26 protein-coding genes and 1 pseudogene are annotated in these 26,108 nt (G+C 72.1%); 8 read left to right on the forward strand and 19 right to left on the reverse strand.

What is annotated here, in order from left to right; all coding sequences use genetic code 11:
• Positions 1 to 39: 39 nt before the first annotated feature.
• The 3 genes from BJK06_RS06125 to BJK06_RS18795 all read right to left on the reverse strand — a co-directional run bounded on the left by BJK06_RS06125 (position 40) and on the right by BJK06_RS18795 (position 4,346).
• Positions 40 to 996 carry a DUF4436 family protein gene (locus BJK06_RS06125; protein WP_070417139.1) on the reverse strand — a complete coding sequence of 319 codons (957 nt, stop codon included), beginning with the start codon at positions 994 to 996 and terminating at the stop codon, positions 40 to 42.
• Positions 993 to 3,455 carry a hypothetical protein gene (locus BJK06_RS06130; RefSeq protein WP_156794783.1) on the reverse strand — a complete coding sequence of 821 codons (2,463 nt, stop codon included), beginning with the start codon at positions 3,453 to 3,455 and terminating at the stop codon, positions 993 to 995. Before BJK06_RS06130 ends, BJK06_RS06125 begins: the two co-directional genes overlap by 4 nt.
• A gap of 96 nt (positions 3,456 to 3,551) precedes the next feature.
• Positions 3,552 to 4,346: a phosphatase PAP2 family protein gene (locus BJK06_RS18795; protein ID WP_181015154.1), complete on the reverse strand. Its 795-nt coding sequence runs from the start codon at positions 4,344 to 4,346 to the stop codon at positions 3,552 to 3,554.
• A 340-nt stretch (positions 4,347 to 4,686) separates the two neighbouring features.
• Here BJK06_RS18795 and BJK06_RS18800 point away from each other — a divergent pair, with 340 nt between their 5' ends.
• Positions 4,687 to 5,139 (forward strand): DUF4383 domain-containing protein, encoded by a 453-nt coding sequence (locus BJK06_RS18800; RefSeq protein ID WP_175473751.1) that lies wholly within the window; start codon positions 4,687 to 4,689, stop codon positions 5,137 to 5,139.
• Positions 5,140 to 5,250: 111 nt separating this feature from the next.
• Here the strand turns inward: BJK06_RS18800 and BJK06_RS06145 are convergent, their stop codons facing one another.
• The 12 genes and pseudogenes from BJK06_RS06145 to BJK06_RS06200 form a co-directional block, all read right to left on the reverse strand.
• Positions 5,251 to 6,573: an ATP-dependent RecD-like DNA helicase gene (locus tag BJK06_RS06145; RefSeq protein WP_070417142.1), complete on the reverse strand. Its 1,323-nt coding sequence runs from the start codon at positions 6,571 to 6,573 to the stop codon at positions 5,251 to 5,253.
• A complete protein-coding gene (locus BJK06_RS06150) occupies positions 6,570 to 8,504 on the reverse strand; it encodes a cytochrome c oxidase assembly protein (protein ID WP_070417143.1) in 1,935 nt (644 codons plus the stop codon). The genes BJK06_RS06145 and BJK06_RS06150 overlap by 4 nt, the downstream gene beginning before the upstream one ends.
• Positions 8,505 to 8,670: 166 nt before the next feature.
• Entirely contained in the window at positions 8,671 to 8,958 is a 288-nt protein-coding gene (locus tag BJK06_RS06155; protein WP_022908191.1) for an HU family DNA-binding protein, read from the reverse strand.
• 288 nt (positions 8,959 to 9,246) lie between these two features.
• Positions 9,247 to 9,552 (reverse strand): 30S ribosomal protein S14, encoded by a 306-nt coding sequence (rpsN, locus tag BJK06_RS06160; protein WP_070417144.1) that lies wholly within the window; start codon positions 9,550 to 9,552, stop codon positions 9,247 to 9,249.
• A gap of 2 nt (positions 9,553 to 9,554) precedes the next feature.
• Positions 9,555 to 9,725: a 50S ribosomal protein L33 gene (rpmG, locus tag BJK06_RS06165; RefSeq protein WP_022908193.1), complete on the reverse strand. Its 171-nt coding sequence runs from the start codon at positions 9,723 to 9,725 to the stop codon at positions 9,555 to 9,557.
• A complete protein-coding gene (gene rpmB / locus BJK06_RS06170) occupies positions 9,725 to 9,961 on the reverse strand; it encodes a 50S ribosomal protein L28 (protein ID WP_022903747.1) in 237 nt (78 codons plus the stop codon). The genes rpmG and rpmB overlap by 1 nt, the downstream gene beginning before the upstream one ends.
• 405 nt (positions 9,962 to 10,366) lie before the next feature.
• On the reverse strand, positions 10,367 to 11,062 hold the full coding sequence (locus BJK06_RS06175; RefSeq protein ID WP_070417145.1) for an alpha/beta fold hydrolase: 696 nt from the start codon (positions 11,060 to 11,062) through the stop codon (positions 10,367 to 10,369).
• A 10-nt stretch (positions 11,063 to 11,072) separates the two neighbouring features.
• Positions 11,073 to 11,486, reverse strand: coding sequence for a Fur family transcriptional regulator (locus tag BJK06_RS06180; RefSeq protein WP_070417146.1), 414 nt, complete (start codon positions 11,484 to 11,486; stop codon positions 11,073 to 11,075).
• Positions 11,483 to 12,429, reverse strand: a pseudogene (locus BJK06_RS06185) (metal ABC transporter permease). Before BJK06_RS06185 ends, BJK06_RS06180 begins: the two are co-directional and overlap by 4 nt.
• Complete coding sequence (locus tag BJK06_RS06190) at positions 12,429 to 13,310, reverse strand: ABC transporter ATP-binding protein (RefSeq protein ID WP_083295100.1); 882 nt, start codon at positions 13,308 to 13,310, stop codon at positions 12,429 to 12,431. Before BJK06_RS06190 ends, BJK06_RS06185 begins: the two are co-directional and overlap by 1 nt.
• A complete protein-coding gene (locus BJK06_RS06195; RefSeq protein WP_070417147.1) occupies positions 13,307 to 14,218 on the reverse strand; it encodes a metal ABC transporter solute-binding protein, Zn/Mn family in 912 nt (303 codons plus the stop codon). The genes BJK06_RS06190 and BJK06_RS06195 overlap by 4 nt, the downstream gene beginning before the upstream one ends.
• A 115-nt stretch (positions 14,219 to 14,333) precedes the next feature.
• The gene (locus BJK06_RS06200; protein WP_070417148.1) at positions 14,334 to 15,599 is read right to left on the reverse strand and encodes a PTS transporter subunit EIIC; all 1,266 of its coding nucleotides are present in this window, start codon (positions 15,597 to 15,599) and stop codon (positions 14,334 to 14,336) included.
• A 178-nt stretch (positions 15,600 to 15,777) separates the two neighbouring features.
• On the opposite strand from BJK06_RS06200, the gene BJK06_RS06205 reads away from it, so the two are divergent.
• Positions 15,778 to 16,014 (forward strand): PTS transporter subunit EIIB, encoded by a 237-nt coding sequence (locus BJK06_RS06205; protein WP_022907163.1) that lies wholly within the window; start codon positions 15,778 to 15,780, stop codon positions 16,012 to 16,014.
• On the forward strand, positions 16,011 to 16,463 hold the full coding sequence (locus tag BJK06_RS06210; protein ID WP_070417149.1) for a glucose PTS transporter subunit IIA: 453 nt from the start codon (positions 16,011 to 16,013) through the stop codon (positions 16,461 to 16,463). The genes BJK06_RS06205 and BJK06_RS06210 overlap by 4 nt, the downstream gene beginning before the upstream one ends.
• Before the next feature lie 93 nt (positions 16,464 to 16,556).
• Here the strand turns inward: BJK06_RS06210 and BJK06_RS06215 are convergent, their stop codons facing one another.
• Positions 16,557 to 17,297, reverse strand: a complete 741-nt coding sequence (locus BJK06_RS06215; RefSeq protein ID WP_070417150.1) for a GntR family transcriptional regulator — start codon at positions 17,295 to 17,297, stop codon at positions 16,557 to 16,559.
• Positions 17,298 to 17,412: 115 nt separating this feature from the next.
• On the opposite strand from BJK06_RS06215, the gene BJK06_RS06220 reads away from it, so the two are divergent.
• The 5 genes from BJK06_RS06220 (at position 17,413) to BJK06_RS18500 (ending at position 22,803) form a co-directional block, all read left to right on the forward strand.
• Entirely contained in the window at positions 17,413 to 18,036 is a 624-nt protein-coding gene (locus tag BJK06_RS06220; RefSeq protein ID WP_217647220.1) for a response regulator transcription factor, read from the forward strand.
• On the forward strand, positions 18,029 to 19,231 hold the full coding sequence (locus BJK06_RS06225) for a sensor histidine kinase (RefSeq protein WP_083295101.1): 1,203 nt from the start codon (positions 18,029 to 18,031) through the stop codon (positions 19,229 to 19,231). The genes BJK06_RS06220 and BJK06_RS06225 overlap by 8 nt, the downstream gene beginning before the upstream one ends.
• 97 nt (positions 19,232 to 19,328) lie before the next feature.
• The gene (locus tag BJK06_RS06230; RefSeq protein WP_156794784.1) at positions 19,329 to 21,368 is read left to right on the forward strand and encodes a bifunctional lysylphosphatidylglycerol flippase/synthetase MprF; all 2,040 of its coding nucleotides are present in this window, start codon (positions 19,329 to 19,331) and stop codon (positions 21,366 to 21,368) included.
• A complete protein-coding gene (locus BJK06_RS06235; RefSeq protein ID WP_156794785.1) occupies positions 21,365 to 22,645 on the forward strand; it encodes an esterase family protein in 1,281 nt (426 codons plus the stop codon). The genes BJK06_RS06230 and BJK06_RS06235 overlap by 4 nt, the downstream gene beginning before the upstream one ends.
• Positions 22,642 to 22,803 (forward strand): hypothetical protein, encoded by a 162-nt coding sequence (locus BJK06_RS18500; RefSeq protein ID WP_156794786.1) that lies wholly within the window; start codon positions 22,642 to 22,644, stop codon positions 22,801 to 22,803. Before BJK06_RS06235 ends, BJK06_RS18500 begins: the two co-directional genes overlap by 4 nt.
• A gap of 40 nt (positions 22,804 to 22,843) precedes the next feature.
• On the opposite strand, the gene BJK06_RS06240 is transcribed toward BJK06_RS18500, so the two are convergent.
• The 3 genes from BJK06_RS06240 to BJK06_RS06250 form a co-directional block, all read right to left on the reverse strand.
• Complete coding sequence (locus BJK06_RS06240) at positions 22,844 to 23,419, reverse strand: GNAT family N-acetyltransferase (protein ID WP_083295102.1); 576 nt, start codon at positions 23,417 to 23,419, stop codon at positions 22,844 to 22,846.
• A 79-nt stretch (positions 23,420 to 23,498) separates the two neighbouring features.
• Positions 23,499 to 25,100: a dihydrolipoamide acetyltransferase family protein gene (locus tag BJK06_RS06245; RefSeq protein ID WP_070417154.1), complete on the reverse strand. Its 1,602-nt coding sequence runs from the start codon at positions 25,098 to 25,100 to the stop codon at positions 23,499 to 23,501.
• 41 nt (positions 25,101 to 25,141) lie between these two features.
• Positions 25,142 to 26,101, reverse strand: coding sequence for an alpha-ketoacid dehydrogenase subunit beta (locus BJK06_RS06250; protein ID WP_070419276.1), 960 nt, complete (start codon positions 26,099 to 26,101; stop codon positions 25,142 to 25,144).
• Positions 26,102 to 26,108 lie beyond the last annotated feature (7 nt).

Here is a 26,108-nt window from a genome sequence, read left to right on the forward strand (position 1 = left end):
ACAACGTAACGCAGGCCGAGGCATTCCCGCCAGCGGCGACTACGCGGCGGCGTCGTCCAGCACGCGGTTCCGCAGCACCTTCGACTCCCGCCACAGCATGTACGCGCCGGTCCACACGAACATGATCGCCACCAGGGCCAGGCAGGGGAAGAGGAAGACGAAGTCGAGCGTCGTCCCGATCGGCGGGGCGCCGGGCATCGCCGACCGCAGCGCCGGGAACGACAGCAGCGTGGCGCTCAGCCAGATCACGTTCGCGAACTCGAGCTTCCGCCGGAGGATCGCGCTGCCGATCGTGACGACGGCCATCAGCGTCGTGAACAGGATCGCCATGATGTAGAACGACACGATCACGACGCTCAGGGTGTCCCGGTGCCCGTCGATCTGCATCGGGACGAGGGTGCGGTCGCTCTGCACCTCGGCGGCGCTCCGCTCGGCGTTCATCACCCACGGCCGGGCGGAGTTCGACATGTCGACCTCGAACGGCACGGCGTCCCCGGAGTCGTCGTCCTGCACGCTCAGCTGGAAGTTCGCGAACGGCTGGTCGAACGGGTACGAGGTGTCGCCCCGGTCGAGTGTCAGCGTCAACGAGGTCGCGTCCACCACCGACTGCCCCGGGAACGTCACGACGCTCGTCGTCACCCCGCCGCTCGAGACCTCGATGCGCAGCGGCTGCGAGATCTCGCCGGCCTTCTCGCCCTCGAACGAGCCGTGCGGGATCGGCAGGACGTTCGCCTGCATCACCCTGTTCGAGAGGTCGACGTCCTGCACGCTCATCCGCAGCGTCATGTAGTCGCCGGACTGGCTGTTCGACCCGCTCACCGGGACGGCGGTCGTCGTCTTGAGCGCTCCGGAGAGGCCGATCACGACGTAGTACACGGCCAGGAGGACCACCGCCACGAGCAGGATGACCGGCGCGGGGTTCCTCCGGGTGCGCTTCGCGGTCGGGGTACCGGGAGCGCCGGGTGCGTCGGTCGGGGCGTCGGTCGTGTGGGTCATCGGTTGCTCCCGGACGGTGGGTCGGTGGTGCGTCGGCTCGGGTCGGTGGCGGGGCCGCTCGGACCGTTCGGTGCGGCGGTCGGACCGCTCGGTGCGGCGCTCGGACCGGTCGGTGCGGCGGTCGGACTGGAGGCGCGGTTCCCGTCCGATGGTCCGGACCCGGTCGGCGAGGCGGTCGCCGCTGCGGCGGGGCCGCTCGTCGCCCGCCGGCCGACGACGGTCGCGGCGAGCGCGAAGAGCAGCATCGCGAGGAGCGGCACCATCGCACCGGGGAACTCCGTCGCGTTGAAGGTCGTGATCTGGTCGGCCAGCTGCGACGCCTCGGTCTCGCCCTTCGCCACGGCCGTGGTCACCGTCATCGCGTTGGACTGCGACGCCCGGTTCGACGCGAGCGAGATCTGCTGGACGGCGGTGTCCGGCGCGTTCACCGGGTCGGCGTACACCCGGACGTCGACGTCCGCCTGCTGCCCGGGGTCGAGCGGGATCATGCACGAGAACGAGCTCGTGGCGACGGTGCAGTCGAGCGGGGAGTCGTCGACCTCGACGTTCACGTTCCGGTAGACCATGCCGGTGGTGATCCGGGCCTCGAACGTGATCGCGACGGTCGCCCCGGAGGCGTTCGGGCCCAGCGTGCCCCGCATGTCGGCCGCGGTGCCGGGCACGATGCGCTGCGTGCCGAAACGGAGGTCCATCGCGAGCGGACCGTCGTCCGTGCCGCCGCTGCCCGCGCCAGCACCGCCGGTGCCGCCGCCGCCGCCGCCGCCCCCGCTGCCGTTGCCGTTGCCGTTGCCGTTGCCGTTGCCGGCGCTCTCCCCCGGCGCGGGCGGTGTGGTCGAGGGCGGCGACGACGGACCGGTGCTGCCGCCCACGTCTCCCGACCCGACCCCCTGGCCGGCGCCCGAACCGCTCCCGGCTCCCGTGCTCGGGCTGCCGGGTGCGGTCGGCGCGGTCGGCGCGGTCCCGCCACCGGCGCCGCCGGGACCGCCCGTGGAACCGCCCCCGGTGCCGGGGAGGCCACCCGCGCCTCCTGGAGGGGCCGGTGTCGCGACCGTCACCGTGAAGGCGGTCGATGCGCGCGCGGACTCGACGCCCCCGTACGTCTGGGTCGCCGTCAGGGCGACCGCACCGAGGGCGAATGCACGCTCCGGCGTGCAGGCGAAGGAGGTGCCACGAGTCGCGGTGGCCGTGCAGACCACGGTCTCGCCCTGCCGGACGGTCACGACGGCGTTCGGGATCACGCCGCGGCCGCGGACCTCGGGTGTGCGGTCCGTCGTCGACGTGCGGTTGCCCGGAGCGGTGATCACCGGCGCTCCGGGAGCGATCGTGCGGACGGTGCTGCCGGACTCGACCGGTGAGACGGCCGCGGTGGTGGAGGACGCCCGGGCCGTGATGGTGAACGCCGATGCGGGGACGGTCCCGGACCGGGCGGCGACCGTCAGCCGGAGGACGTGCCGGTCGCCGGGAGCGATCGTGCCGAGGTCGACCCCGGCGGCGAGGCCGGCGCAGTCGATCGTGGCGCCGTCGAGCTCGCACACGGGGACCTGCAGGCCGCCGGTGTCGGCGGTGAGGAGGACGCCTCTCGCCTCGCCCTCGCCGGTGTTGGCCAGGGTGACCGTCCGGATCGCCGGGAAGCCCGCGTAGAGCTGCGTCGCACCGGCCTGTGTCACGCTGAGGCCGGCCGGCGCCAGGACCGTGAACGTGCTCGTCACCGCCGGGGAGACCTGCCCGAAGCGGTCCGTCTGGGTCGCGCTGACGGTGTGCTGTCCGACCGCGAGCGGCTCGGTCGGCGTGCACGACCAGTCGGGGGTCGTCGCCGGGTCGACGGTGCACAGCGGCTCGCCGTCGATCGTGGCCGCGAGGGTGGTTCCCGTCGTGTCCGCCGCACCGGCCACCTTCGTGCCGGTGATCGTCGGCTGCGTCGTGATCGACTCGTCGCCCGCGGGCGGGGCGGTGATGGTGGGGGCGGCGGGGGCCGGGGGCGCGACGACCGTGATCGAGTAGGGCGCGGCGGCCTCGAACGGGCTGATCTCGGACGAACCGGCGACGGTCCCGAGCGGCGAAGCCGGATCGATCGTCATCGTGATGGCGACCTGGTTGCCGGTCCCCCACGTGCTGGCGCCGCACGCCGCCTGCGTCCCGCCGTTCGTGGGCACGCAGGTGAACTGTCCGAGCCCGGGTGCGGGGACCGACTGCGCAGCCGTGATCGTCGTGTTGGGCGGCGCGGTGATCGTCCAGGTCCCGGTGCCGGCGGACTGGTTCTGCACGATCGCCGTGGCGGTACCACCGGGTGTTCCTTCGTCGGCCGGCCCGTTCGGGACCTGGGTCATGGCGGATGCGGAGGTCGCGGGGACGAGCACCCCGGTGGCGACGAGGAGCGCCCCGAGGGCAGCGGCGACGGTGCCACGGACCCGACGTGCCCGCGTCGGGGTGTGCTCCACCCGCATGTGTTCCCCGTCCACGCCGGCTCCCGAGGCCGGCGTGTGGACGACGCTAGTCGGCCAACGGCCGTCGGGTCCGGAGGCGTTACAGGCCTGTAACCCTTACGGATGCGATGGCTACCGGCCCGGGAGCGCCTCGGAGTCCGTCCGCGCCGCGTGGTGCATGCCGTCGGCGATCCACACGATCGTCACGACGGCCAGCACGCTCGCGCTCGACGCCATCCGGCCCGCGACGAGGATCGCACCGTGGTCGTGTGCCCCGCCCGAGATGCCGTACACGAGCGCCGCGACACCGACCAGGAACGTCACCCCGGTGGCGACGAGGAGGACCCAGGTCACCAACCGACGCGGACCGCGGTGGCCGTCGCGGTCGCCGCGCGCGCCACGGTCGACCCGTGGTCCGAACGCCCGGACGGCCCCGACCCAGAAGAGCGCGATCGCGCACGCGCCGATGATGTCGCTGACCCGGTGCCAGCCGTAGACCACGGTCTGGTTCGCGACGAAGACCGCGTAGGCGGCGCCGACGATCACGACGAGCGGGCGGAACCGACGCGGCGTGACCATGAGCACGGCGAACAGGGCGGCGAGGGCGATCGTGGCGTGACCGGACGGGAACGAGTTCGGCGTGGTCGACTGGGCGATCTCCGGGCGCTCGGCGATACGCTTGACGAGCGTCGAGGTGGCCGCCGAAGCGAGCACGACGACACCGGCTCCGAGCCCCACTGCGAGCCGGCGCCGAGCGAGCGCGACGGCGGCGATCACGACCACGAGCAACAGGATCACCGGTACCGAGATGACGTTCAGGGCAGTGTCCGACGAGAACAGGTCGGATTCCCGGACCCCGCCGAGTGCGGCGTCCTCGACCCGCTGCCCCACCGGCGTCAGCACCGCCACCGCGTAGACGAGAGGCACGATCACGAACCCCAGAGCCGACAACAGTCCCCACCGCAACCGCCGTGAGACGCTCGGTCCACGCGACTCGGGTGCGCTGCGTTCGGGCGTTCGGGTCACCGGGCTGGTCCTCCTCGGGGTGCTGGTCGTCGGTGTCGTCGCACGCCTGTTCACGCGCGTGCGATTCGGACGGTCGGGGTCCGACACGATACCGTTGGGACGCCGGTCGGAGCCTGGGAACCGCGGGACAGCGACCTTCGGATCCGGCAACGCACCGACCGGCCGCGCGCGGGCGAACGCACCGGCGCGCATCGCCGGACCGACGTACACGGCGTCGGCTGCGTACGAGGAGGAAACCGAAGTGGCCATCAAGGAACCGAGCATCACCGCTTCCCCGAACCGCGGTCTCGCGCTCACCGTGGGCGCGCTGCTCCTCATCTGGGGCATCCTCGGGTTCTTCTTCGCCGCCGACGGCGACCCCGGCTTCTTCAGCCGCAAGGGCGGCATGCTCTGGAACGCGTTCGGCGTCAACCCGCCGCTGGCACTGCTGTGGGTCCTGCTCGCGGCCGTGCTGCTCATCGTCGGGCTCGGAAACACGATCGGTTCGCGGAACGCGAACGTGCTCGTGGGCGCCGTCCTCGTCGTGCTCGCGGTCTACGGCTTCGTGTTCGTGAACACCTCGGCGAACGTGTTCGCGCTCAACACGACCGACAACGTCTTCCACGCGATCGTCGGTGTCATCCTGCTCCTCACGGCGTTCGGCGCCGACAAGGAGAACCTCCGCGCGCTGCGTGCGGACACCGCTCGCGCCTGATCCCGCGCGTCCCCGACGCCCCGCCCGCCCCTCGTGGCCGGCGGGGCGTCGTGCGTCCGGGCCGTCGCACGCCCGGGCCGCCGCGCGCCTGGGCCGTCGCGCGGGGGCGGGTCAGTCGCCGTCGTCGGCGTCCGGGGCGGGAGCGGGAGCCGCCTCGAGCTCCGTCGCCACCACCCGGGGCGCCTCGGACATGAACCGCCGGACGTCGAGGTCCACGATGATGTCCTGCGGCCGCAGCGGACGCGTGAGGTACAGCCCCTCGAGCGAGGTGAGCCGTGACAGCGCCACGTACGTCTGCCCGGCGCTGAACACCCGGTTGCCGAGGTCGACCACCGCCCGGTCGTAGGTGCTGCCCTGCGACTTGTGGATCGTCACCGCCCACGCGAGCCGGAGCGGGAACTGCTGGAACTCGCCGACGGTGTCCTTCTTGAGTTCCTTCTTGTCGGCGTCGTAGGAGTACTTGAACTTCTCCCACACCGACGGCTGGACCTCGAACGACTCCCCGTCGACGTCCACCCACACGGTGTCGCGGATCGTCTGCACGACCCCCAGGGTGCCGTTCACCCAGCGCTGGTCGGGGTCGTTGCGCAGGAACATCACGTGCGCGCCGGGCTTCAGCTCGAGGGCTTCGTCCGCCGGGAAGTTCCGTCCGCCGAAGTCGCCGTTGACGTCGGCCCGCGCGGTCCGCACCTTGCCGGGCAGCCGGTCGAGCGCGGCCTTGTTGATGCGCGCCACGGTGTCGTTCCGGGTCGCCAGGGTGATCGCGTCGTCCGGGGCGGGCCGGGCGCCCGCCGCGTTGAGCTGCCCGGCGACGTCCGCTGTCACCCGCCCGTGCCGCACGGCCGTCAGCATCGCGGCGAAGGCATCGTCGCGCTGCCGGTGGACGGTCGCGAGCTCGACGATGTTGAGCTCCGCCTCGAGCCAGACCTTGGCGTCGAAGAACCACATCGAGCGGTAGTGGTCGGTGAAGTACGCGCGCTCGTCCCCGTCGCCCGGCACCGGCGGCAGCTGGTACGGGTCACCGAACATGACCACCTGCACGCCGCCGAACGCCTCGAACTGGCGCCCGCGGGCCTTGCGCAGCGAGCGGTCCATGGCGTCGAGGAGGTCGGCGTTCACCATCGAGACCTCGTCGATCACGAGGGTGTCGATCGTGTTGAGGAGCTTGCGGGTGTCCGGCCCCTGCCGGAGTTCGGCGTCGGCGATGAGCCCGATCGGCAGGCGGAAGAGCGAGTGGATCGTCTGCCCACCGACGTTCAGCGCCGCGACACCGGTCGGCGCGCAGATCACGACCTGCTTCTCGGTGTTCCACGACAGGTGGTTCAGGAGCGTCGACTTGCCCGTCCCCGCACGCCCGGTGATGAACACGTGGTCGCGGGTGTGCTCGATGTACTCGAAGACGGCCCGCTGCTCGGCACTGAGCTCGACGCTCATCGGGTCGCCACCCGGTCGCCGCTGCGCGGTCCGTCGACGGCGGGCTCCGCCACGGCGCGGCGCACCCGGACCAGCACCACCACGACGACGGTCACGACGACGGCGACACCGGCGACCACGAGCAGCGCGCCCGCGCGGGCCTGGTCGACGAGCGGATCCGGTCCCCACGTCCGGCCCATCGCGCCGAACCACGACGCCTGCAGGAGCCCGAGCGGCCCGCGCATCGCGACGCCGAGCGACACCAGACCGGCCGCGACGACCACCGCCCCGGCGATCCGGACGAGCGCCGCGGGCATCGAAGCGCGCCGCGCGCCGACCGCGATCGGCGTGAGCAGGGTGGGGACGGCGAGGAGCCCGACGAGCAGGAACCCGACGTCGATGACGGTGCGGCCCGTCGAGTCGCTGACCGACCACCGGAGTGCGTCGGTCACGAAGAACGCCCACCACGCCGCCGCCAGGACCAGGAACGCCGGGAACGGCTGCACGAGGTACCGCACCGCCTGGTTGTCGACCAGGACGCCCGTCCACTCGCGGACACCGGTGCTGCCGTCGTCGCGGGGGTGGACGGCGGCACGGATGAGTTTCACGGGTGCCGACGCCCAGACGAGCGCCGGCACGACGAGCCCGAGGAGCACGTGCGACCCGACGTTGGCGGACACGAGGAAGCGGTCGTAGGTGTGCAGCGAGCCCGAGGTCGCGACGACGAGCGAGACGATCGCGATGCCGGCGGCGACCGTCCGGCGCACGGGCCAGCGCACACCGGCGCGACGCAGGCGGACGATGCCGGCGGTGTAGGTCGCTGCGAGCAGGACAGCGGCCATCAGCCAGAACAGGTCGATGTTCCACGCCGTCAGCCATCCCCAGGCACCCGGAGCGTGCGGCAGGGCGTCGTCGGTCAGCAACTCGGCCGGCGACGGGTTCGTGGTCTTGCTCAGCGCGACCTGGTCGACGGGGGTCGCGGTGCGGCCGAGCGCCGCGGCGAACCCGCTGGCGACGCCCATCACAGCGAGCTCCGCCACGATCAGGAACCAGAACGGACGACGGCGCTCGGGGGCGGTGCTGAGCGCGCGGATCGCCCGTCGACGCTGCACGACCCCGAGCACACCCATCGCGACGATGGCCGCGATCTTCACGAGCACCAGGACGCCGTACGCGGTGAAGAGGTTCGAGAGCGCCCCGACCCGGATCTGCGCCGAGGCCACACCGGACACGGCGACGAGCACGAAGCACCCGAGCGCGATGCTCGAGTACCGCCCGACGACGACGGCCCAGCGGTCGCCGTCGATCACCGGGCGCAACAGCACGAGCATCACGAGTCCGCCGACCCAGAGCGCGGCGCCGACGAGGTGCAGCCCGAGTGCGGTGACGGCCGCGTCGTGGCTCGCCGTGCCCGCGGCGTGCCCCTGCTGGGCGAGCGGGACGAGCCCGATCATCGCGACCCCCGCGGTCAGGGCGACCATCCCGCGGGAGCGCACGGCGAAGCACAGCACCGTGACGGCCGCGGCGACGAGGACGGTGACGAGCCACGCGAGGCCGAGGTCCGTCCCGGTGAGGAACACCCCCATCGACTGCCCGAACTGCTCGTCGATGCTGATCCTCGAGCCGGCGACGCTGAGGAAGGTGAAGAACGTCGTCACGGCCGACGACACGGTCCAGACGCCCGCCGCACCGGCGGCCACGTCGATCGCGCGGTTCCACTCGGGCGCGGTGCGGGACAGCCCGACGGTCGCGAGTGCGAGACCACCGATCGCGGCCGCGGCGGAGAGGTCGACCACCAGTCGGGCGATCGGCAAGCCGAACCGGACGACGGCGCCGGGGTCGGCGATGAGCGCGGCGTTCGCGCCGCCCCCGATGACGAGGGCGACGAGGAGTGACACGAACCCGACGAGCAGCAGCACGGCGGGGCCGGCGATGCGCGCGATCCGATTCACCCGTCAAGCCTAGGCGCTGCCCCACCCGGCCACGGAATCGAGCGGGGCGACCTGTGGAGGGCGATCCGCGCCTCCTGGATGTGGAGGACCGACCACGGACCCATCGCAGGCCGGGAACGACGAAAGGGACGGCCGAAGCCGTCCCTTTCGTGGCGCGGGAGCAGTCTTACTTGACGGCAGCCTTGAGCTTCGAGCCGGCGCTGACCTTGACCGAGTCGCTCGCGGCGATCTCGATGGCCTCGCCGGTCTGCGGGTTGCGGCCGGTGCGGGCGGCACGGTGGGTCTTCTCGAAGGCGATCCAACCGGGGATCGTGACCTTGGTGCCGTCGGCGACCGAGCCGGAGACGACGGAGAAGAGCGCGTCGACGACGCCGTTGACGGTGGCCTGGCTCTGGCCGGACTCAGCGGCGACGGCAGCGACGAGCTCGGTGCGGTTCAGGGACTTGTCAGCCATGGATGTCCTCCTCGGACTTCTTGCAGTATCGGTCGGACGACTTCTCGTCCGGCGCCCGGAGCGGGTGCTCCGTGCCACGGTGCCGGTGGGCGCGAGACCCTGCGGAACCGGAGTCGAACGTACCAGCCACCAGAGACGAAACCTGCCGACTCGCCCGGATTTCCGGGGTTGTCGGGGTACTGGAGGGGCGGAAGTGACCGATGTGACGAAGATGTCCCCCGAAACGGCCCGGGAACGGCGAACGCCCCGCCACCACTGGGGTGACGGGGCGTCCGCGGAAGCTGGTGCTTACCAGGAGCTCTTCGTGATGCCCGGCAGCTCGCCACGGTGGGCCATGTCGCGGAAGCGGACACGGCTGATGCCGAACTCACCGAGGTGGCCACGGGGGCGACCGTCGATGGCGTCGCGGTTGCGGTAGCGGACCGGCGACGCGTCGCGCGGGAGCTTCTGCAGGCCGACGCGGGCGGCCTCACGCGACTCGTCGGAGCCGTTCGGGTCCACGAGGGCCTTCTTCAGCTCGAGACGACGCTCGGCGTAGCGCGCGATGATCTCGGCGCGCTGGTTGTTCTTCGCGATCTTGCTCTTCTTCGCCATGCTTAGCGCTCCTCACGGAAGTCGACGTGCTTGCGGATCACCGGGTCGTACTTCTTCAGCACGAGGCGGTCCGGGTTGTTGCGACGGTTCTTCTTGGTCACGTAGGTGAACCCGGTGCCCGCCGTGGAGCGGAGCTTGATGATCGGACGAACGTCCTGACCCTTCTTGGCCATCAGATCTTCTCCCCACGGGCGAGGAGATCCTTGACGACGGACTCGATGCCGCGTGCGTCGATCACCTTGATGCCCTTCGCGCTGAGCGTGAGCGTGACGTTACGACGAAGCGAGGGCACGTAGTACGTCTTCTTCTGCACGTTCGGGTCGAAGCGACGCTTCGTCCGGCGGTGCGAGTGCGAGATGTTGTGTCCGAAGCCGGGGGTGGCTCCGGTCACCTGGCACACTGCTGCCATGGTTTCCTCCTGAGGTACCGTGCGACCGGACGGCCGCACCCAAGGTCACTTGCCTGGCGCGCACGCGCTGCGTCGCCGAGCGACGGAGCGAGGGGGTTGTGCGCACCGCCCAGGCCCGCGATCCCTGTCGAAGGGGCCGTGGACACCGCGCGACCGCGGCGTACGCGACGGTCGGAGGGCTTGGAACAACTGGGCTCGCCACGCGGACGCGGAGAACCAAGGGTCAAGCGTACGCGACGACCGGGCGTGTCGCAAACTGCCGCAGCTGCGTGGGTCGCCCTCGAGGCGCGCCCCACCTCCGGCGGGCGCGTTCGTGAGCAGAAATGGTCGGGTCACGGTCGGCCGCCCGACACCTTCTGCTCACCAAGTGAGCACGGCCCGGGCGCCCCGGGCGCCCGCCCCGCGCTACGGCGCCTCGGCCGGCCTCGGCGCCAGCGCCTGCACCATGAGCTCGCCGAGCTCCCGCGGCGCCGTCAACATCGGCCAGTGCCCCGTCTCGAGCCCGAGGATCGCGAGCTCCTCCGTCGCCACGAGCTCCGCCGCCCAGGCCTGGTGGTCGGCCACCATCGTCGCGAGGTCCGCCGCCGGGATCTCGCACGTGATCACCGTCGCCGGGATCGTGTGCCGCGTGGCGTCGGCGTAGTGGAACCGGTCGGACGGCACCGCGGCGGGCTCCGGGATCGCGCGGTGCTCGAACTCCGACCGCAGTGCCGGTGTCATCCCCCGCACGGTCGCCGGCTCCCACACGTCCCACGAGGGCAGCGGCACGACACCGTCCACCACGGGCAGCTCGTCGTTGACGCAGCCGCCCTCGGGTCCCGGGAAGGTGTCGACGTAGAGCAGGTGCGCGACGAGCGAGGGCCGCTGGTCGGCGGCCATGTACGCGATCGGCCCCGCGCCGGAGTGTCCCGCCAGCACCACGGGCTCCTCCGGCGTCGCGACGTCGTCGAGCAGCTCGACCAGGGCGGCCACCTGCTCGTCCAGCGTGTCGCCGTCGCGGGTGACCGCCTCGACCGAGTGGCCCGCTGCTCGGAGCACCGGGGCCACCTCGTCCCAGGCGCTCGCGTCGAGCCAGAAGCCGGGCACCAGGATCACGTGCATGACGCGGAGACTACGCGCCGGTGCGCGCGGCCGTGCAGGACGCGCACTCCCCGAAGATGTCCACCACGTGGCTGGCGTTCGTGAACCCGTTCGCCGCCGCGACCTCCTGCGCCCACCGCTCCACCGGATCCGCCTCGATCTCGACCGTGCGGCCGCAGTTCCGGCAGATCAGGTGGTGGTGGTGCGCGTCGGTCGTGCACGCGCGGTACAGCGATTCACCGTCCTGCTGCAGCGAGTCGGCGTCGCCCTCGGTCGCCAGGTCGGAGAGCGCCCGGTAGACGGTCGCGAGTCCGATCGTGGAGCCGTCGTCCCGCAGGTGCTGGTGCAACGCCTGCGCGCTGACGAACCCCTCGGTGCTGGACAACGCGGTGCGCACCGCTTCGCGCTGCCACGTGTTCCGCTTCGGCTTCTGCACGGCGTTCATGCGGTCGCTCCTTCCTTCCGGCCGGCGGCGGACCGGTGGTCCGCATCGTCGGCCTGGAGGCGCGGTGCGCCTCCGTCACGCTGGTCACGGCGCACGATCCGGTCGCGTCCGCGCTTGTCCTTGCGCCCGCCGACGATCCGGCAGACCACCCAGATCACGAACGAGATCGTCGTGACGTACGGGCTGATGGGGAGCCCCCGCCGAGGGCGAGCAGGATGCCGCCGACGACCGAGACGACGGCGAACACCGTCGACAGGACCGGGACGACGACCGGGTGGGAGCTGAGGCGCAGGGCAGCGGCCGCGGGGGTGACGAGCAGCGAGAGCACGAGCAGCGCGCCGACGATCTGCACCGACACCGCGGTCGCGAGTCCGAGCACGAGCATGAACACGAGCGCCAGCGTCCGGACCGGCACCCCGGCGGCAGCGGCCACGTCGGGGTCGACCGACGAGAACATCAACGGGCGCCAGATCACGAGCAGCGTCACGACGACGATCGCGGCGACGACGACGAGGAACGTCAGCTGGGGGTTGTCGACCGAGACGATCTGCCCGGTGAGCAGGCCGAACTTGTTCGCGGCGCGGCCCTTGTACAGCGCGAGGCAGAGGATGCCGAGGCCGAGGCCGAACGGCATGAGCACGGCGATGATCGAGTTGCGGTCCCGCGCCCTCGACCCGAGCAGCCCGATGAGCAGCGCCGCGATCACCGACCCGACGAGCGACCCGGTCACCACGTTCACCCCGAGCAGCAGCGATGCCGAGGCGCCCGCGAACGACAGCTCCGAGATGCCGTGCACGGCGAAGGGCATGTTCCGGGCGACGACGAACGGCCCGATGAGCCCGCCGACGATGCCGAGCACCGCGCCGGCCCAGATCGAGTTCTGCACGAGCACGACGAGCTCGCCGTAGTCCTGGAAGGAGAAGACCTGCGACCAGATGTCCATCAGATCCGCCCGTCGTCGGGCGTCGCGGCGTTCGGGTCCGCGTCGCAGTGGTGGTCGTGCGCGTCGTTCGCGCCGACGATGACGATCCGCCCCATCGTGCGGACGACGTCGACGGGGGTGCCGTACAGGTCGGAGAGCACGTCCGTGCGGAGGACCTCGTCGGGGGATCCGATCCGGAACCGGCCGCCGGCGATGTAGAGCACCCGGTCGACGACGTCGAGGATCGGGTTCACGTCGTGGGTGACGAACAGCACGGCAGCGTCCTGCTGCCGACGCTGCCGGTCGATGAGCTCGGTGACGCCGCGCTGGTGCCGGAGGTCGAGCGAGATGAGCGGCTCGTCGCAGAGGAGCAGCGCGGGGTCGGCGGCGATGGCCTGCCCGACGCGGGTGCGCTGCTGCTCGCCGCCGGACAGCTCGGCGACCGGGGCGTCCGCGAACGCGGTGGCCCCGACCTCGTCGAGGATGCGATCGACCCGGGACCGTTCGGCACGGCTCGCGGGCTTGATGCCCCACCGGGAGCCGGTCACGCCCTGCGCGATCATGTCCCGCGCCCGGAGCGGGGTCCCCGCGTCCATCAGGCGCTGCTGTGGGATGTACCCGATCTTGCGGTGCCCGCGCCGGACGGGCTGGCCGAGGAACGACATCGTGCCGCTCGTCAGCCGCTGCTGCCCGAGGACCGTGCGGAGGAGCGAGGTCTTGCCCGCCCCGTTCGGCCCGAGCACCGCGACGAACTCGCCCGGCGCCAGGTCGAGGTCGAGGTGCGACCAGAGTGCACGGGAGCCGTACGACAGCCCGGCGTCGCGGAGTTCGAGCACGGCGGAACCGCCACTGCCCGGGGCAGTGGCGGTCCGCTCGGTCGTCGGGTGGGAGACGGTCGTCACTTCTGGAGCGCCGCCTGCACCTGGTCGATGTTCGCCTGCTGCCACGAGACGTAATCCTCCCCCTTCGGGAGCGTCTCCGTGACACCGACGACCGGGACGCCGTTCTCGTCGGCGGCCTTCTTGACCTCCTCCGTCTCCGGGCTCGAGGTCTGGTCGTTGTAGGCGAGGAGCTTCACGGTCTTGTTCGTGAACAGCTTGAGCGTGTCGTTGAGCGCCGCCGGCGGCACGTCGTCGCCTTCCTCGATCGCCTCGGAGAAGGCGTCCGGCGTGACGTTGTCGAGGCCGATCGCGTCGAAGAGGTACCCCGGGACCGGCTCGGTGTACGCGACCTTCTCGCCGCCGTACGTCTTCTCGAGCTCGGCCGTCTTCGCCTCGAGCCCCTCGAGCTTCGTCGTCAGGGCGTCGGCGTTCTTCGTGAAGGTGTCCGCGTCCGCCTGGTCGAGGTCGCCGAGGCGCTTCGCCACGTCGTCGGCGAGCTTCACCATCGTCGGGTAGCTGTAGAACACGTGCTCGTTGAACTCGGTGTCGCCACCCTTGTCGAGACCGGAGAGCTCGACGACGTTGATCGTGTCCGCCTTCGTGCTGGACGCGTCGGCGAGGGTCGTCATGAAGTCGTCGTACCCGCCGCCGTTCTCGATGAGGAGGTCGGCCTTGGACACCGCGAGCTGTGTCGTTGCGCTCGACTCGAACGAGTGGGGGTCCTGCGACGGGTCGTCCAGGATGCTCGTGACGGAGACGTGGTCGCCGCCGATCGCCTCGACGATCGAGCCGTAGACGTTGGTGGAGGCGACGACCCGGACGGTGCCGTCGCCCGAGGCGTCGCCGGAGGCGGAGGACGTCGCGCAGCCCGTCAGGGCGAGCGCGGCTGCGCCGGCGACGAGCGGCAGGGCGAGGAGACGGTTGTGCATGTCGACGAGCGTAGAGCTAGTTGATAACGGTTGTCAAAACCAGTATCAGCCGGATGACGGACGGGAGGCGCGGTGCCAGCCGGCACCGCGCCTCCCGTCCGTTGCATGGTGACGGCTACGGCTTCGTGGCCGCCTCGATCGTGTTCTCCGCGATCGTGTCGTCCTCACGCCCGGGCGTGCGGAGGTTCCACTTCTTGATCACGAAACTGAACAGGAAGTAGTAGATCACCGCGTAGCCGAGGCCGATCGGGATGAGCCAGATGGCCCCGTCCGCCTTGCCGAAGTTCAGCACGAAGTCGATCGCGCCGGCCGAGAACGAGAAGCCGTCGTGGATCCCGAGCGCGTTCACCAGCGCCAGCGAGGTACCCGTGAGGACCGCGTGGATGATGTAGAGCGGGAACGCGACGAACATGAACGAGTACTCGAGGGGCTCGGTGATGCCGGTCACGAACGAGGTGAGCGCGGCCGAGAGCATGATGCCGCCGACGAGCTTGCGGTTCTGCGGCTTGGCGTTGCGCCAGATCGCCAGGGCACCGGCCGGCAGGGCGAACATCATGATCGGGAAGAAGCCGGTCTGGAAGATGCCGGCCGTCGGGTCGCCGGCGAGGAACCGGGCGATGTCACCGTGGTAGGTCGTGCCGCCGGTGGTGAAGCTGCCGAGCTGGAACCACGGGAAGAAGTTCAGCAGCTGGTGCAGCCCGATCGGGATGAGCATGCGGTTGACGAACCCGAAGATGCCACCGCCGATGACGGCGTTGTCCGCCACGGCCTGGCCGGCAGCGGTCAAGGCGATGTCGAAGTACCGGTAGAAGAACGACATCACGACGGCGATGAGGAGACCGGCGACCGCGGTGAGGATCGGCACCAGGCGGCGCCCGGAGAAGAAGCCGAGGAAGTCGGGCATCTTCGTCCGGTGGAACTTCTCCCACAGGAACGCCGACACGAGCCCCATCACGATGCCGCCGAGGACACCGAAGTTGATCGTGGCCTGGTTGCCGTTCGCGTCCTTCACCCCGTCGAGCACGATCGGGGACATGGCCGCGAACACCTGGTACATGACCATGTAGCCGACGACCGCGGCGAGCGCCGTGGTGCCGTCCGACTTCTTCGCCCAGCCGATCGCGATGCCGACGGCGAAGAGCAGCGGCAGCCAGGTGAAGACACCGTTGCCGGCGGCGGCGATGATCGTCGCGCCCTTCTCGAAGCCGGGGATCGCTCCGAGCATGTCGGCCTGGCCGAGGCGGAGCAGGATGCCCGCTGCCGGCATGACCGCGATCGGCAGGAGCAGGCTCCGGCCGAGGCGCTGGGCGTTGGCGAAGACGCGCGACTGCTTCTTCGGGGTCTTCTTCTCCGGCACATCCGTGGCAGTGGTGGTGCTCATCGGAGGTCCTCTCGTCGTTGGGTGGAGCTGTCGGGGTGAGTTGAGTCGTACAGTCAGCGCAGGTAACCTCGGCGGTGTCGCCAGGTCCGGTCCTGTCCGGTCATGACCAGTTCCGTAGTCTGAACCGCGACCACACGCCTGTCAACCCGGCACGCGTTTTCGTAACGAGGAGGAAACGATGGCTGACATCAAGGCCGCTGACATCATCGCCGCGCTGGGTGGCGCCGAGAACATCGACGAGGTCGAGGGCTGCATCACGCGCCTGCGCGTCGAGGTCGAGGACGGGGACCTCGTCGACAAGGACGCACTGAAGGCCGCTGGCGCACAGGCCGTCGTCGGTGGCGGCACGGGGTGGCAGGTCATCGTCGGCCCGATCGCCGACAACCTCGCGCAGGACATCCAGGACGAGCTGTGACCGCCGTCCGGACCCCGTTCCAGGGCCCGGTCGTCTCGCTCGCCGACGTGCCGGACCCGGTCTTCGCCGGGCAGCTCGTCGGCGCCGGCGTCGCGGTGGACCCGACCGGGGTCGAGGGTGCCGTCACGGCGGTCGCACCGGTCGACGGCACGATCGTGAAGCTGCACCCGCACGCGTTCGCGCTGCAGGGTGCCGCGGGCACCGACGTGCTCGTGCACGTGGGCATCGACACCGTGAAGCTCTCGGGCGAGGGCTTCGAGCTCATCGCTGCCGAGGGTGACACCGTCGTCGCGGGCGACCCGGTCGTCCGGTTCACCCCCTCGGTGATCTCGGCCGCCGGCTACTCGCCGATCTGCCCCGTGGTCGTGCTCGGCTCCGCGCCGGACTCGATCGCGCAGGACGCGGTCGGCACCACGGTGCGCGACGGCGACACCCTGTTCGAGGCTTAGCACGCGACACCCTGCCGCGAGACTCGGCTCCGCGGACACTTTCGGGCCCGATCGGTCGCGAATGTGTCCGCCGGGCCGAGTCTGGGCGAGCGGCTACGCGACCGCGTGCGCCGCCGTCGCTGTGACCTCCATCTGCACCCGGTACCGGTCCGAGCGGTACCAGCTCCGCGTGTGCTCCACGGGGCGCTCCCCCGCGTAGGACACCCGGTCGAACTCCAGCAGCGGCGCCCCGGTCTTCGTGCCGAGCAGCGTCGCCACGTCGTCCGCCGCCGGGTTCGCCGCGACGGTCTGCTGCGCGCGGTCGATCGGCGTGCCGTACTCGGTCGCGATGATCGAGTAGACCGACCCGGACAGGTCGTGTTCGAGCAGCCCGGGGAACGCGTCCGCGACGAGCCAGGCGTCGTCGATCGACACCGGCGCCCCGTCGGCCATGCGCAGGCGCTTCACGTGGAAGGCCGCGACGTCGGGGTCGAGCCGCAGGGCCGCGGCGGTGTCGGACGGCGGGACCCGCTCCTCGCGCACGAGCACGACGGTCGTCGGCACGTGCCCCATCGCCCGCATCTCCTCGGTGAAGGACGCCAGGTGCAGCGTCGACTGCACGGGGCGGTGCGCCACGAAGGTGCCCTTGCCGCGCACGCGTTCGAGGTAGCCCTCGTTCACGAGCTGGCCGAGGGCCTCGCGCACGGTGATCCGGGACACCCCGTACTCGGCGATGAGCTGGCGTTCCGACGGGATCGCCGCCCCGGGTGCGAGCCGGACCGTGGCGAGCTCGAGGAGGATGCGCCGCAGCTGCTGGTGCTTCGGTTCGGCACCCTCGGTGATCCGGCTCGTCATGCGGTCCTCGTGCTCCGTCGCTGGTCGTGCGGGTGGTCATGCGCGGACATGACCAGTGCCTGCCACAGTAGCGAGTCCCCCTTGGAACGCCAACGTGCATGACAAGATGACGCGCGTGACAACCGTGGTGATCGTCGACGACGAGACGCTCGTCCGCTACGGCTTCGAGCTGATCCTCGGCGCCGCACCGGACATCGACGTCGTCGCCACCACCGGGGACGTGGACGCCGTGCAGGTCATCCGGTCGCACGCGCCCGACGTCGTGCTCCTCGACGTGCGGATGCCGCGGGTGAACGGCCTCGAGGTCCTCCGCGAGCTGCAGGCCTTCCCCGAACCACCGGCGGTCGCGATGCTCACGACCTTCGACACCGACGAGTACGTCGGTCGGGCGATGGAGCTGGGCGCCGCCGGCTTCCTGCTCAAGGACACCGACCCCGAGGGCCTCGCCGAGTACGTCCGGGTCCTCGCCCGCGGCGGGGTCGTCCTGGCACCGGGCGTCGACCGGACCCGGCTGTTCGCGGCACGTCCGGCAGCCCCCGCGCCGTCCGTCAGCGACCGGGAGCACGCGGTGCTCCGGCTCGTCGCGGACGGCGTGAGCAACCCGGACATCGGCCGACGGCTCGGCGTGAGCACCGGGACCGTCAAGGAGGACATCCGGTCGCTGCTCGCCGCGTTCGGCGTCCCGACGCGCGTCCAGCTCGCGCTGCGCGCGGCCGAGGCAGGACTCCTGGATGGCTGACACGCAGCGGTCGGGGCGCGTCCGGCGGGTGCTCGCGGCGACCGACGGGAGGCTCGACCGCCTCGTCGACGTCGGCCTGCGGTGGGCGCGCACCCGCCGTGCACCGTGGTGGCTGGTCGACGCCCTGTTCATCTCCGCCGCCGTCGCGGACGCCGTGCTCGACATCTCCGGGGCGACCGCCCTCGAGACGTGGTTGTCGCTGCTCGCGGCCGCCGCCCTGTTGCTCCGTCGTCGCTTCCCCGTGCTCGCGTTCGCCCTGACGGTGCCGGGGTTGTTCGTCGGTTCCGCGGTGGTGGCGGCGAGCGTGGCGCTGTTCACCCTCGGGGAGCGCACGAGCCGCCGGTGGCTGATGCTCCTCGCCGCGCTGGTGCAGTTCGTCGGCTTCAGCGGGTTCGTCGGGCCGCCGCAGACCCTCGACGAGATCGTCGTCTCCGTCGTCTACGCGCTCATCTTCGCGCTCGGACCGCTCGCCGTCGGGCTGCTCGTGCAGACCCGCGCGCGGCTGACCGACCAGCTCGTCGAGTCCCGCCGGGCCCGCGAGGACGAACGCCGGCAGGCCGCGGCCGTCGCCCTGTCCCGCGAGCGGGCGCTGCTCGCGCGGGAGATGCACGACGTCGTCTCGCACCAGGTGACCCTGATCGCGGTGCAGGCCGGCGCGATGCAGATGGCCGGACGCGACGAGGCCGAGCGCGGGTTCGCCCGGACGATCCGGCAGCTGTGCGTGATCACCCTGCAGGAGCTCCGCGAGATGGTGCAGGTGCTCCGCGCCTCCGGCGGCACCGACCGCGAGATCGCGCCCCAGCCGGTGCTCACCGACCTCCCCCGGCTCATCGCCGAGAGCGGGCTCGAGACGAGCACGACCGTCGACCTGCCGGACACCCTCGCCCAGCCGCTCCAGCGCGCGGTGTACCGGTTCGTGCAGGAGGGGCTGACGAACGTCCGCAAGCACGCCCCCGACGCGACCGTGCGGGTGAGTGGTCGGATCCACGGCGAGCACGTCCTCGTCGACGTCGTGAACGGCCCGGCGCGTTCCGAACGCCTCGAACTGCCGGGGTCCGGGCTCGGGCTGATCGGGCTCGGGGAGCGGGCGTCGCTCCTCGGCGGGAGCATGGAGTCGGGCCCGCAGCCGGACGACGGGTTCGCGCTGCACCTGCGGCTGCCGGTGGAGCACGTGCCGGCTGCCCGGGCGGTCTGACGGTCATCCTCGGAGCCAGCCCGGCCTGGCCGATCGGCCATCGCGGTTCACGCCGTGGAGCGATGCCCCGGCGGGGGCGATCGGCTGGGATGGGACCGTGGCACCAGCAGCGCTCCTCGGACGACTCCGTCGATCCCCCGTCTCCGTCGCCGTGGCGGTGGTCGCGGTCGCGCTCGTCGTGACCGCACGGATGGCGCACTCCGAGCCGGACTTCCCGCACCACCCGCCCGTCGCGTGCCTCGCCCTCGTGGCGGTGGTCCTGACGACCGTCCTCGCCGAGCGCTCCCTCGGATCACTCCGGACCCTCGTGATCGGGGTCGGCGCGCCGCTGCTCGGGGTCCTCGCGACCCTCCTCACCGTCACGATCGGTTCGGCGCTGGGCGAGGCACACGCCGAGTTCGCCGTCGGACAGCCGCTCTTCGCCCCCTCCGTCGTCGCCGCCGCGTTGCTCGGGGCCGCGTCGGCGGCGATGCCCGCGCAGCGCCGCTGGCGGACACGCGCCGCGCTCTGGACCGTGGTGCTGACCCTCGTGCTCTTCGCGGGCCACGGGTCGGACCTGGCCCGCGCCCTGGCGACCCTGCTCGGGACCGCAGCCGGCGCGTGGATCGTGCGCCGCGCCTCCAGGCCCCAGAGCCGCACCACCCGCGTCACCGCACGGACGGTCGTGGTGAGCGCCCTCATCGCGCTCGGTGCCGGCACCCTGGTGACCCCGATCGTGCCGGACCCGGACGGCGTGCTCTCGCCGTTCGCCGACGCGATGCCGGACCGTTCCGTGGTCGTCGTCGGGGTGCTGCTGCTCCTGGCCGCCTGGCTCGTGCACCGCGGTCGCCGAACGGGCATCGCGCTGGCGATCGGCGTGCTCCTGACGCTCACGGTCGTGCTCGCCGACGTCTTCCTCATCGAGCCGGTCAAGGACGACGCGGTGCAGTGGCAGGGGCTCGGACTCGACGCGATCGAGTGGCAAGTCACCCTGCTCGGCGCGTGGATCGTGCCAGCCGCCGTGCTGCTCGCCGTGCTCCTCCTCCGACCGCGGCTCGTCCGCGCGCGGTTCCGGGCCGCCGGTGCACGCCGTGACGACCTCGTCGAGATGCTCCGCGACGGCGACGCCGGGACCCTCGGGCACATGGGGACCTGGCGCGGGAACGCGACCTGGACCCACCCGGACGGACGCGGCGCCGTGGCCTACCGGGTGCGCGGCGAGGTCGCCCTCGCCGTCTCGGACCCGGCGTGCGCCACCGCCGACCGCGCCGAGGTCCTCGCCGGCTTCACCGCGTTCTGCGAGCGCAACGGCTGGGTGCCCGCGTTCACGAGCGTGCACGAACCCGTCCGCGCGATCCTCGGTGCCGAGGGGTGGACCGCGCTGCCGGTGGGCGTCGAGTGCGTGCTCGACGTGACGACGTTCGACCTGCGCGGCAAGAAGCGGCAGGACCTCCGGACCGCGTCGAACCGGGCCGACCGCGAGGGTGTCCGCGACGAGTGGACCACCCTGGACGCGCTCGACGCCGGCCGTCGTGCCGAGGTCGAGGCGATCTGCACGCGGTGGGCCTCCGATCGGCGTCTGCCGGAGATGGGCTTCACGCTCGGCGGGTTCCGCGAGCTCGACGACCCGGACGTCCGGCTCATGCTCGCCGTCGACGCCGACGGGCACGTCACCGCGGTCACGAGCTGGCTGCCCGTCCACGAGCGGGGAGCGCTGACCGGCTACACGCTCGACGTCATGCGCCGCGGTGACGACGGGATGCCCGGGGTGATGGAGTTCCTCATCGCCCGGACCGCGCTCCGTGCCCGCGAGGCCGGCCTCACCACGATCAGCCTCTCCGGCACGCCGCTGGCCGCCCACGCCGGGGCCCGGTCGCTGGTCGTCCGTGGGTCGGTGCTCCTCGCCCGCGTGCTCGAGCCGGTGTACGGGTTCCGGTCGCTGCAACGCTTCAAGGAGAAGTTCGGCGCGCGGCACGAGCCCCTGTGGTTGGTCGTCCCGACGCCGTTGCACGTGCCGCGGGTCGCCCGGGCCCTGGCGTCGGCGTACGTGCCGGGCCTGCGGCCGAAGCACCTGTGGGCGCTCCGGCAGGCGCACCGTGCGGCGGCGGACGCCCGAGCGGTGGCCGAGGCCCGTGCCGCGGGTGCGGCGCGCTCGTGAGTCCGACCGAGTGGCTGCTCGCCACCCAGCTGCAGGCGCCGTCGAAGCTCGTCCCGGTGGACATAGCGTTCGCGGTGCTCGCCGTCGCGGTGCTGATTCCCGGTCTCCGGCACACCCGGTCCGGGTCCGCCTGGCGTGCCGTCCGGCTGCGCGCCGTGGTCGCCGTCGGGGCCGCCGTCGCCGTGCTCCTCGTCTGCTGGGTCCTGAGCGACGTCCTGAACCTGTTCGGCGTCGCCCTGAGTCCAGTCACGCGGATGTGGGTCGCGATCGCCACCGCCGCACTCGCCCTGGCGGTCACCGGCATCGTGCAGGGCGGTCGCGGACGCCGGGTGCTCGCCGCCGTGCTCGTCCCGGCGGCGCTGCTCGTCCCCGCGCTCGGGGTGAACGTCGAGTTCGCCAAGTACCCGACCCTCGGCACCGTCGTGCAGAGCGACCCGTACCCGGCGCTCGACCTGCACGCGGCCCCAGCAGCCGCGCTCCCGGCGCACGGCGAGGTCCGGACGGTGGACATCCCCGGGACCCGCTCCGGCTTCCCGGCCCGCCCCGCCGTCGTCTACCTGCCGCCGGCCGCGCTCGTCCGGGACCCGGCACGCCTGCCGGTCGTCCTCGCGTTCGCCGGGCAGCCCGGGGCACCGAGCGACATGTTCACCGCCGGGCAGATGGGGACCGTGCTCGACGCCTACGCGGCCGCGCACCACGGATCGGCACCGATCGTCGTGTCCGTCGACCAGCTGTCGGCTCCCGGTCGGAACCCGATGTGCGTCGACTCGACGCTCGGGAATTCCGCGACCTACGTCACCGAGGACGTGCCCGCCTGGATCACCGCGCGCCTCCCCGCGACGCCGGACCGGCACGCCTGGGGCCTCGTCGGGTTCTCGCAGGGGGCGACCTGCGCGATGCAGTTCGTCACCGCCCACCCGGGGTCGTTCGGCGCCGCGCTGGCGATCTCCAGCGAACTGCAGCCGATCGACCAGAACCCGCGGCACAGCGCCGACCAGGCGTTCGGTGGGTCGGTGGCCCGCTGGAAGGCCGCCGCCCCGATCGCGCAGATGCGGGCGAACGGGCTCGGTGGTCACGCGCTCTGGCTCACGGCCGGGTCCGCCGACCACGAGTTCAGCCGGAACGCCCGGGCACTCGGCAGTGCGGCCCGGACGGCGGGCGCGGACACCGTGGTCGCGTTCGCGCCGGGGAGCGGGCACGACTGGAACACCGTGCAGTGGTCGCTGCGCACGGAGCTGCCGCACGAGGCCGACACCCTGTTCGGGGCCCTCGGGTGAGGCCCGTCGTGCTGGCGGTGGTCGCCCTCGTGGCGGTGCTGTTGCTGACGGTGGGGCCGGTCGCCGTGGCGCCGGTCGCCGCCGTGCTCCTGCTGCTCTGCGTGGGTGCTGCTGCCCTCGCGACCGGGGACGACGGCTCGGGGCCGTTGGGCTCCTGACCGGTGCGCTCGGGGCCGTCGGGCTCCTTGCCGGTGCGGGTCAGGCGTTCGCGACGAGCCAGGCCCGCTGCGTCCGCGAGAGCGCCCGGTCGGCCCAGACCTGCCGCTCGACACCGTCCGGCAGCGTCGATGACGTCGAGCCCTGCCACACCAGCTGCAGCCCCGCGCGGTCGAGCACGGCCGCCGAGGCGGGGTTGTTCGTCAGCACCCGCCCGGTGACCGCGACGTCGGGAGCGACATCCGCCGCGGCAGCCACCGCCGCGAGCGCGATCTCCGTCGCGTAGCCGTTGCCCCACGCCGCCGGTGCCAACCGGTAGCCGAGGTTCCACACCCCGGCCGCGGTCATGTCCACGCCGCCGACACCGAGGAACGCGTGGTCGGCCGCGGCGCGGACCGCCCACGAGCCGAGCCCGTGTCGTGCCCGACCGCCGATCTTGCGCTGGACGAGGTCGACCGTCGAGGCCCGCACCGCGTGCCGTCCCGCGGGGAGGTGGGTCCACGTCCGGGCGTCGGAGAAGACCGCGTGCACGTCGTCGATGTCCGCCGGCGACAGCGGGGTGAGCAGGAGGCGATCCGTTCGGATCTCCTGCGAGGGCATCAGGAGCTGGTGGACCATGTCTCGATCATCCCGCCGCCCACCGACATCCGTGTGAACACCACGCGACGAATGCGGGAGTCCGCAACGGCGGTGGCGGTCAGTCGAGCAGCAGCGCCGGCTCCTCGAGCACCGAGGCCACGTCGTGCACGAAGCGCGATGCCACGTCGCCGTCGACGACCCGGTGGTCGAACGAGGCGCCGATCGTCGTCACCATGCGCGACCGGACCTCGCCGTCGACGACCCACGGCTTCGGCTTGATCGTGCCCATCGCCACGATCGCGACCTCGCCCGGGTTGAGGATCGGGGTGCCGGTGTCCATGCCGAACACGCCGATGTTCGTGATCGACACCGTGCCGTTCGCCATCTGCGCCGGGGTGGTCTTGCCGTCGCGGGCGGTCAGGGTGAGCTGCTCGAGGGCCTGGGCGAGCTCGAGCAGGGACATGTCCTGCGCGTCCTTGATGTTCGGCACGATGAGGCCACGCGGGGTGGCCGCTGCGATGCCGAGGTTCACGAAGTGGTGGACGATGATCTCGCGGTCGGTCCAGGTGGAGTTCACCGAACGGTTGCGGCGGACCGCCCAGATCACGGCCTTCGCCACGAGGAGCAGCGGCGACACCTTCACGCCCGCGAACGTCGGCGAGGACTTCAGCCGCTTGACGAACTCCATCGTGCGGGTGGCGTCCACGTCCACGAACAGCGAGACGTGCGGTGCGGTGAACGCCGACGTGGTCATCGCGGTCGCGATGGCCTTGCGGACGCCCTTGACCGGGATCGTCTCGCTGCGGACGTCGCCCCACTCGGGGGTCTCGATGTTGCGGAAGACGCTGGCCTGCTTCGCGTGCCGGATGACGTCGTCGCGGGTGACCTCGCCCGCGAGGCCGGTCGCGACGATCTCGCTCAGCTCGACGCCGAGGTCCTTCGCGAGCTTCCGGATCGGGGGCTTCGCGAGGACGTTCGTCGCCACACCGTGCTTGCGCGCGGAGCCGGACCCGAGGGCGGAGATCGCCTCGGCGGTGGTCTCCTCGCCGGGGTCGGTGGCGGCTTCGGCCGCTGCAGCAGCGTCGGCACTGGAGGCGCGGCTCGCCTCGGCCGCGAGCGCTGCGGCCCGGCGGGCGCCCGGCTTCCGGCGGGACGGCGACGAGGTCGCGGAGCCGTAGCCGACGAGGACGGCGCCGGAGGACTCGTCCGTGCCGACGACGGAGGCGTCGACGGCGACCGGCTGGCCGGGCGCGGCTGCGGGCTGCGCGGGAGCGGCGGCGGGTGCCGGCGCCGGCGCCGCGGCCCGCGGCGGGGTCGGCGCGCTGACCGGAGCGGGTGCGGCGGGGGTCTGCGTGACCGGGGCGGCGGGAGCGGCCGGTGCCGGCGGGGTGGCGGTGACGTCCGGCGAGGTCGGGACGCTCTGGTCGACGTGCGCCGCGCCTCCTGGGCCGGCGACCGGCGCACCGGACGCGACCTGCGCGTCGGACTCCACGCGGATGATCGGCTTGCCGACCTCGACGGTGTCGCCCTCGGAGACGAGCAGGCCGGTGACGGTGCCGGAGAACGGCGACGGGAGCTCGACGAGGGACTTCGCCGTCTCGATCTCGACGAGGACCTGGTCGACGGTGATCTCGTCACCGATCGCGACGCGCCACTGCACGATCTCGGCCTCGGTGAGGCCCTCACCCACGTCGGGCAGGGGGAATTCGGCGACGGCCACTACGGCTCCTTCGGCGTTCTGGTCGAGCTCGGACAGGGAGGTCAGTAGGCGAGGGCGCGGTCGACGGCCTCGAGGACGCGGTCGGCGTCCGGCAGGTGCAGGTGCTCCAGCTTCGACACCGGGAACGGGACGTCGAACCCGGAGACCCGGAGCGGCGGGGCCTGCATCGTGTAGAACGCCTTCTCGGCGACGGTCGCGGCGATCTCGCTGCCGACGCTGACGAAGCCGGAGGCCTCTTGCGCGATGACGAGACGACCGGTCTTCCGGACCGATGCCAGGAGCGGCTCCCAGTCGATCGGCGAGATCGAGCGGAGGTCGATGACCTCGCAGCTCGTGCCCTCGCCCTCGGCGATCTCCGCCGCCTGCATGAGCGTGGCGACCATCGCGCCGTGGCCGACGAGGGTGACCTCGGTGCCGGTGCGGGCGACGCGCGTCGTGTGCATCGGGACGTGCCCGTCGACGAGGTCCACCTGACCCTTCGGCCAGTAGCGCGACTTCGGCTCGAGGAAGACGACCGGGTCCTTCGAGGCCACTGCTTCCTGGATCATCCAGTAGGCGTCGTTCGGCGTGCTCGGGCTGACCACGCGGAGACCAGGGGTGTGCGCGAAGTACGCCTCGGGCGACTCCTGGTGGTGCTCCACGGCGCCGATGTGGCCGCCGTAGGGGATGCGGATGACGACGGGCAGCGACATGTGCGCCGGCAGCCGGTTCGCCATCTTCGCGAGCTGCGAGGTGATCTGGTCGAAGCCCGGCCAGACGAAGCCGTCGAACTGGATCTCGACGACCGGGCGGTAGCCGCGCAGGGCCAGGCCGATCGCGGTGCCGATGATGCCGGCCTCGGCGAGCGGGGTGTCCCGCACACGCTCGGGGCCGAACTTCTCCTGCAGGCCCTCGGTGATGCGGAACACACCGCCGAGTGCGCCGATGTCCTCGCCCATCAGCAGGACCTTGTCGTCCGCCTGCATCGCGGCGGCGAGCCCGGCGTTGAGCGCCTTGGCCATCGTCAGG

The sequence above is a fragment of the Curtobacterium sp. BH-2-1-1 genome, from assembly GCF_001806325.1.
In the GTDB taxonomy this organism is placed as follows: domain Bacteria; phylum Actinomycetota; class Actinomycetes; order Actinomycetales; family Microbacteriaceae; genus Curtobacterium.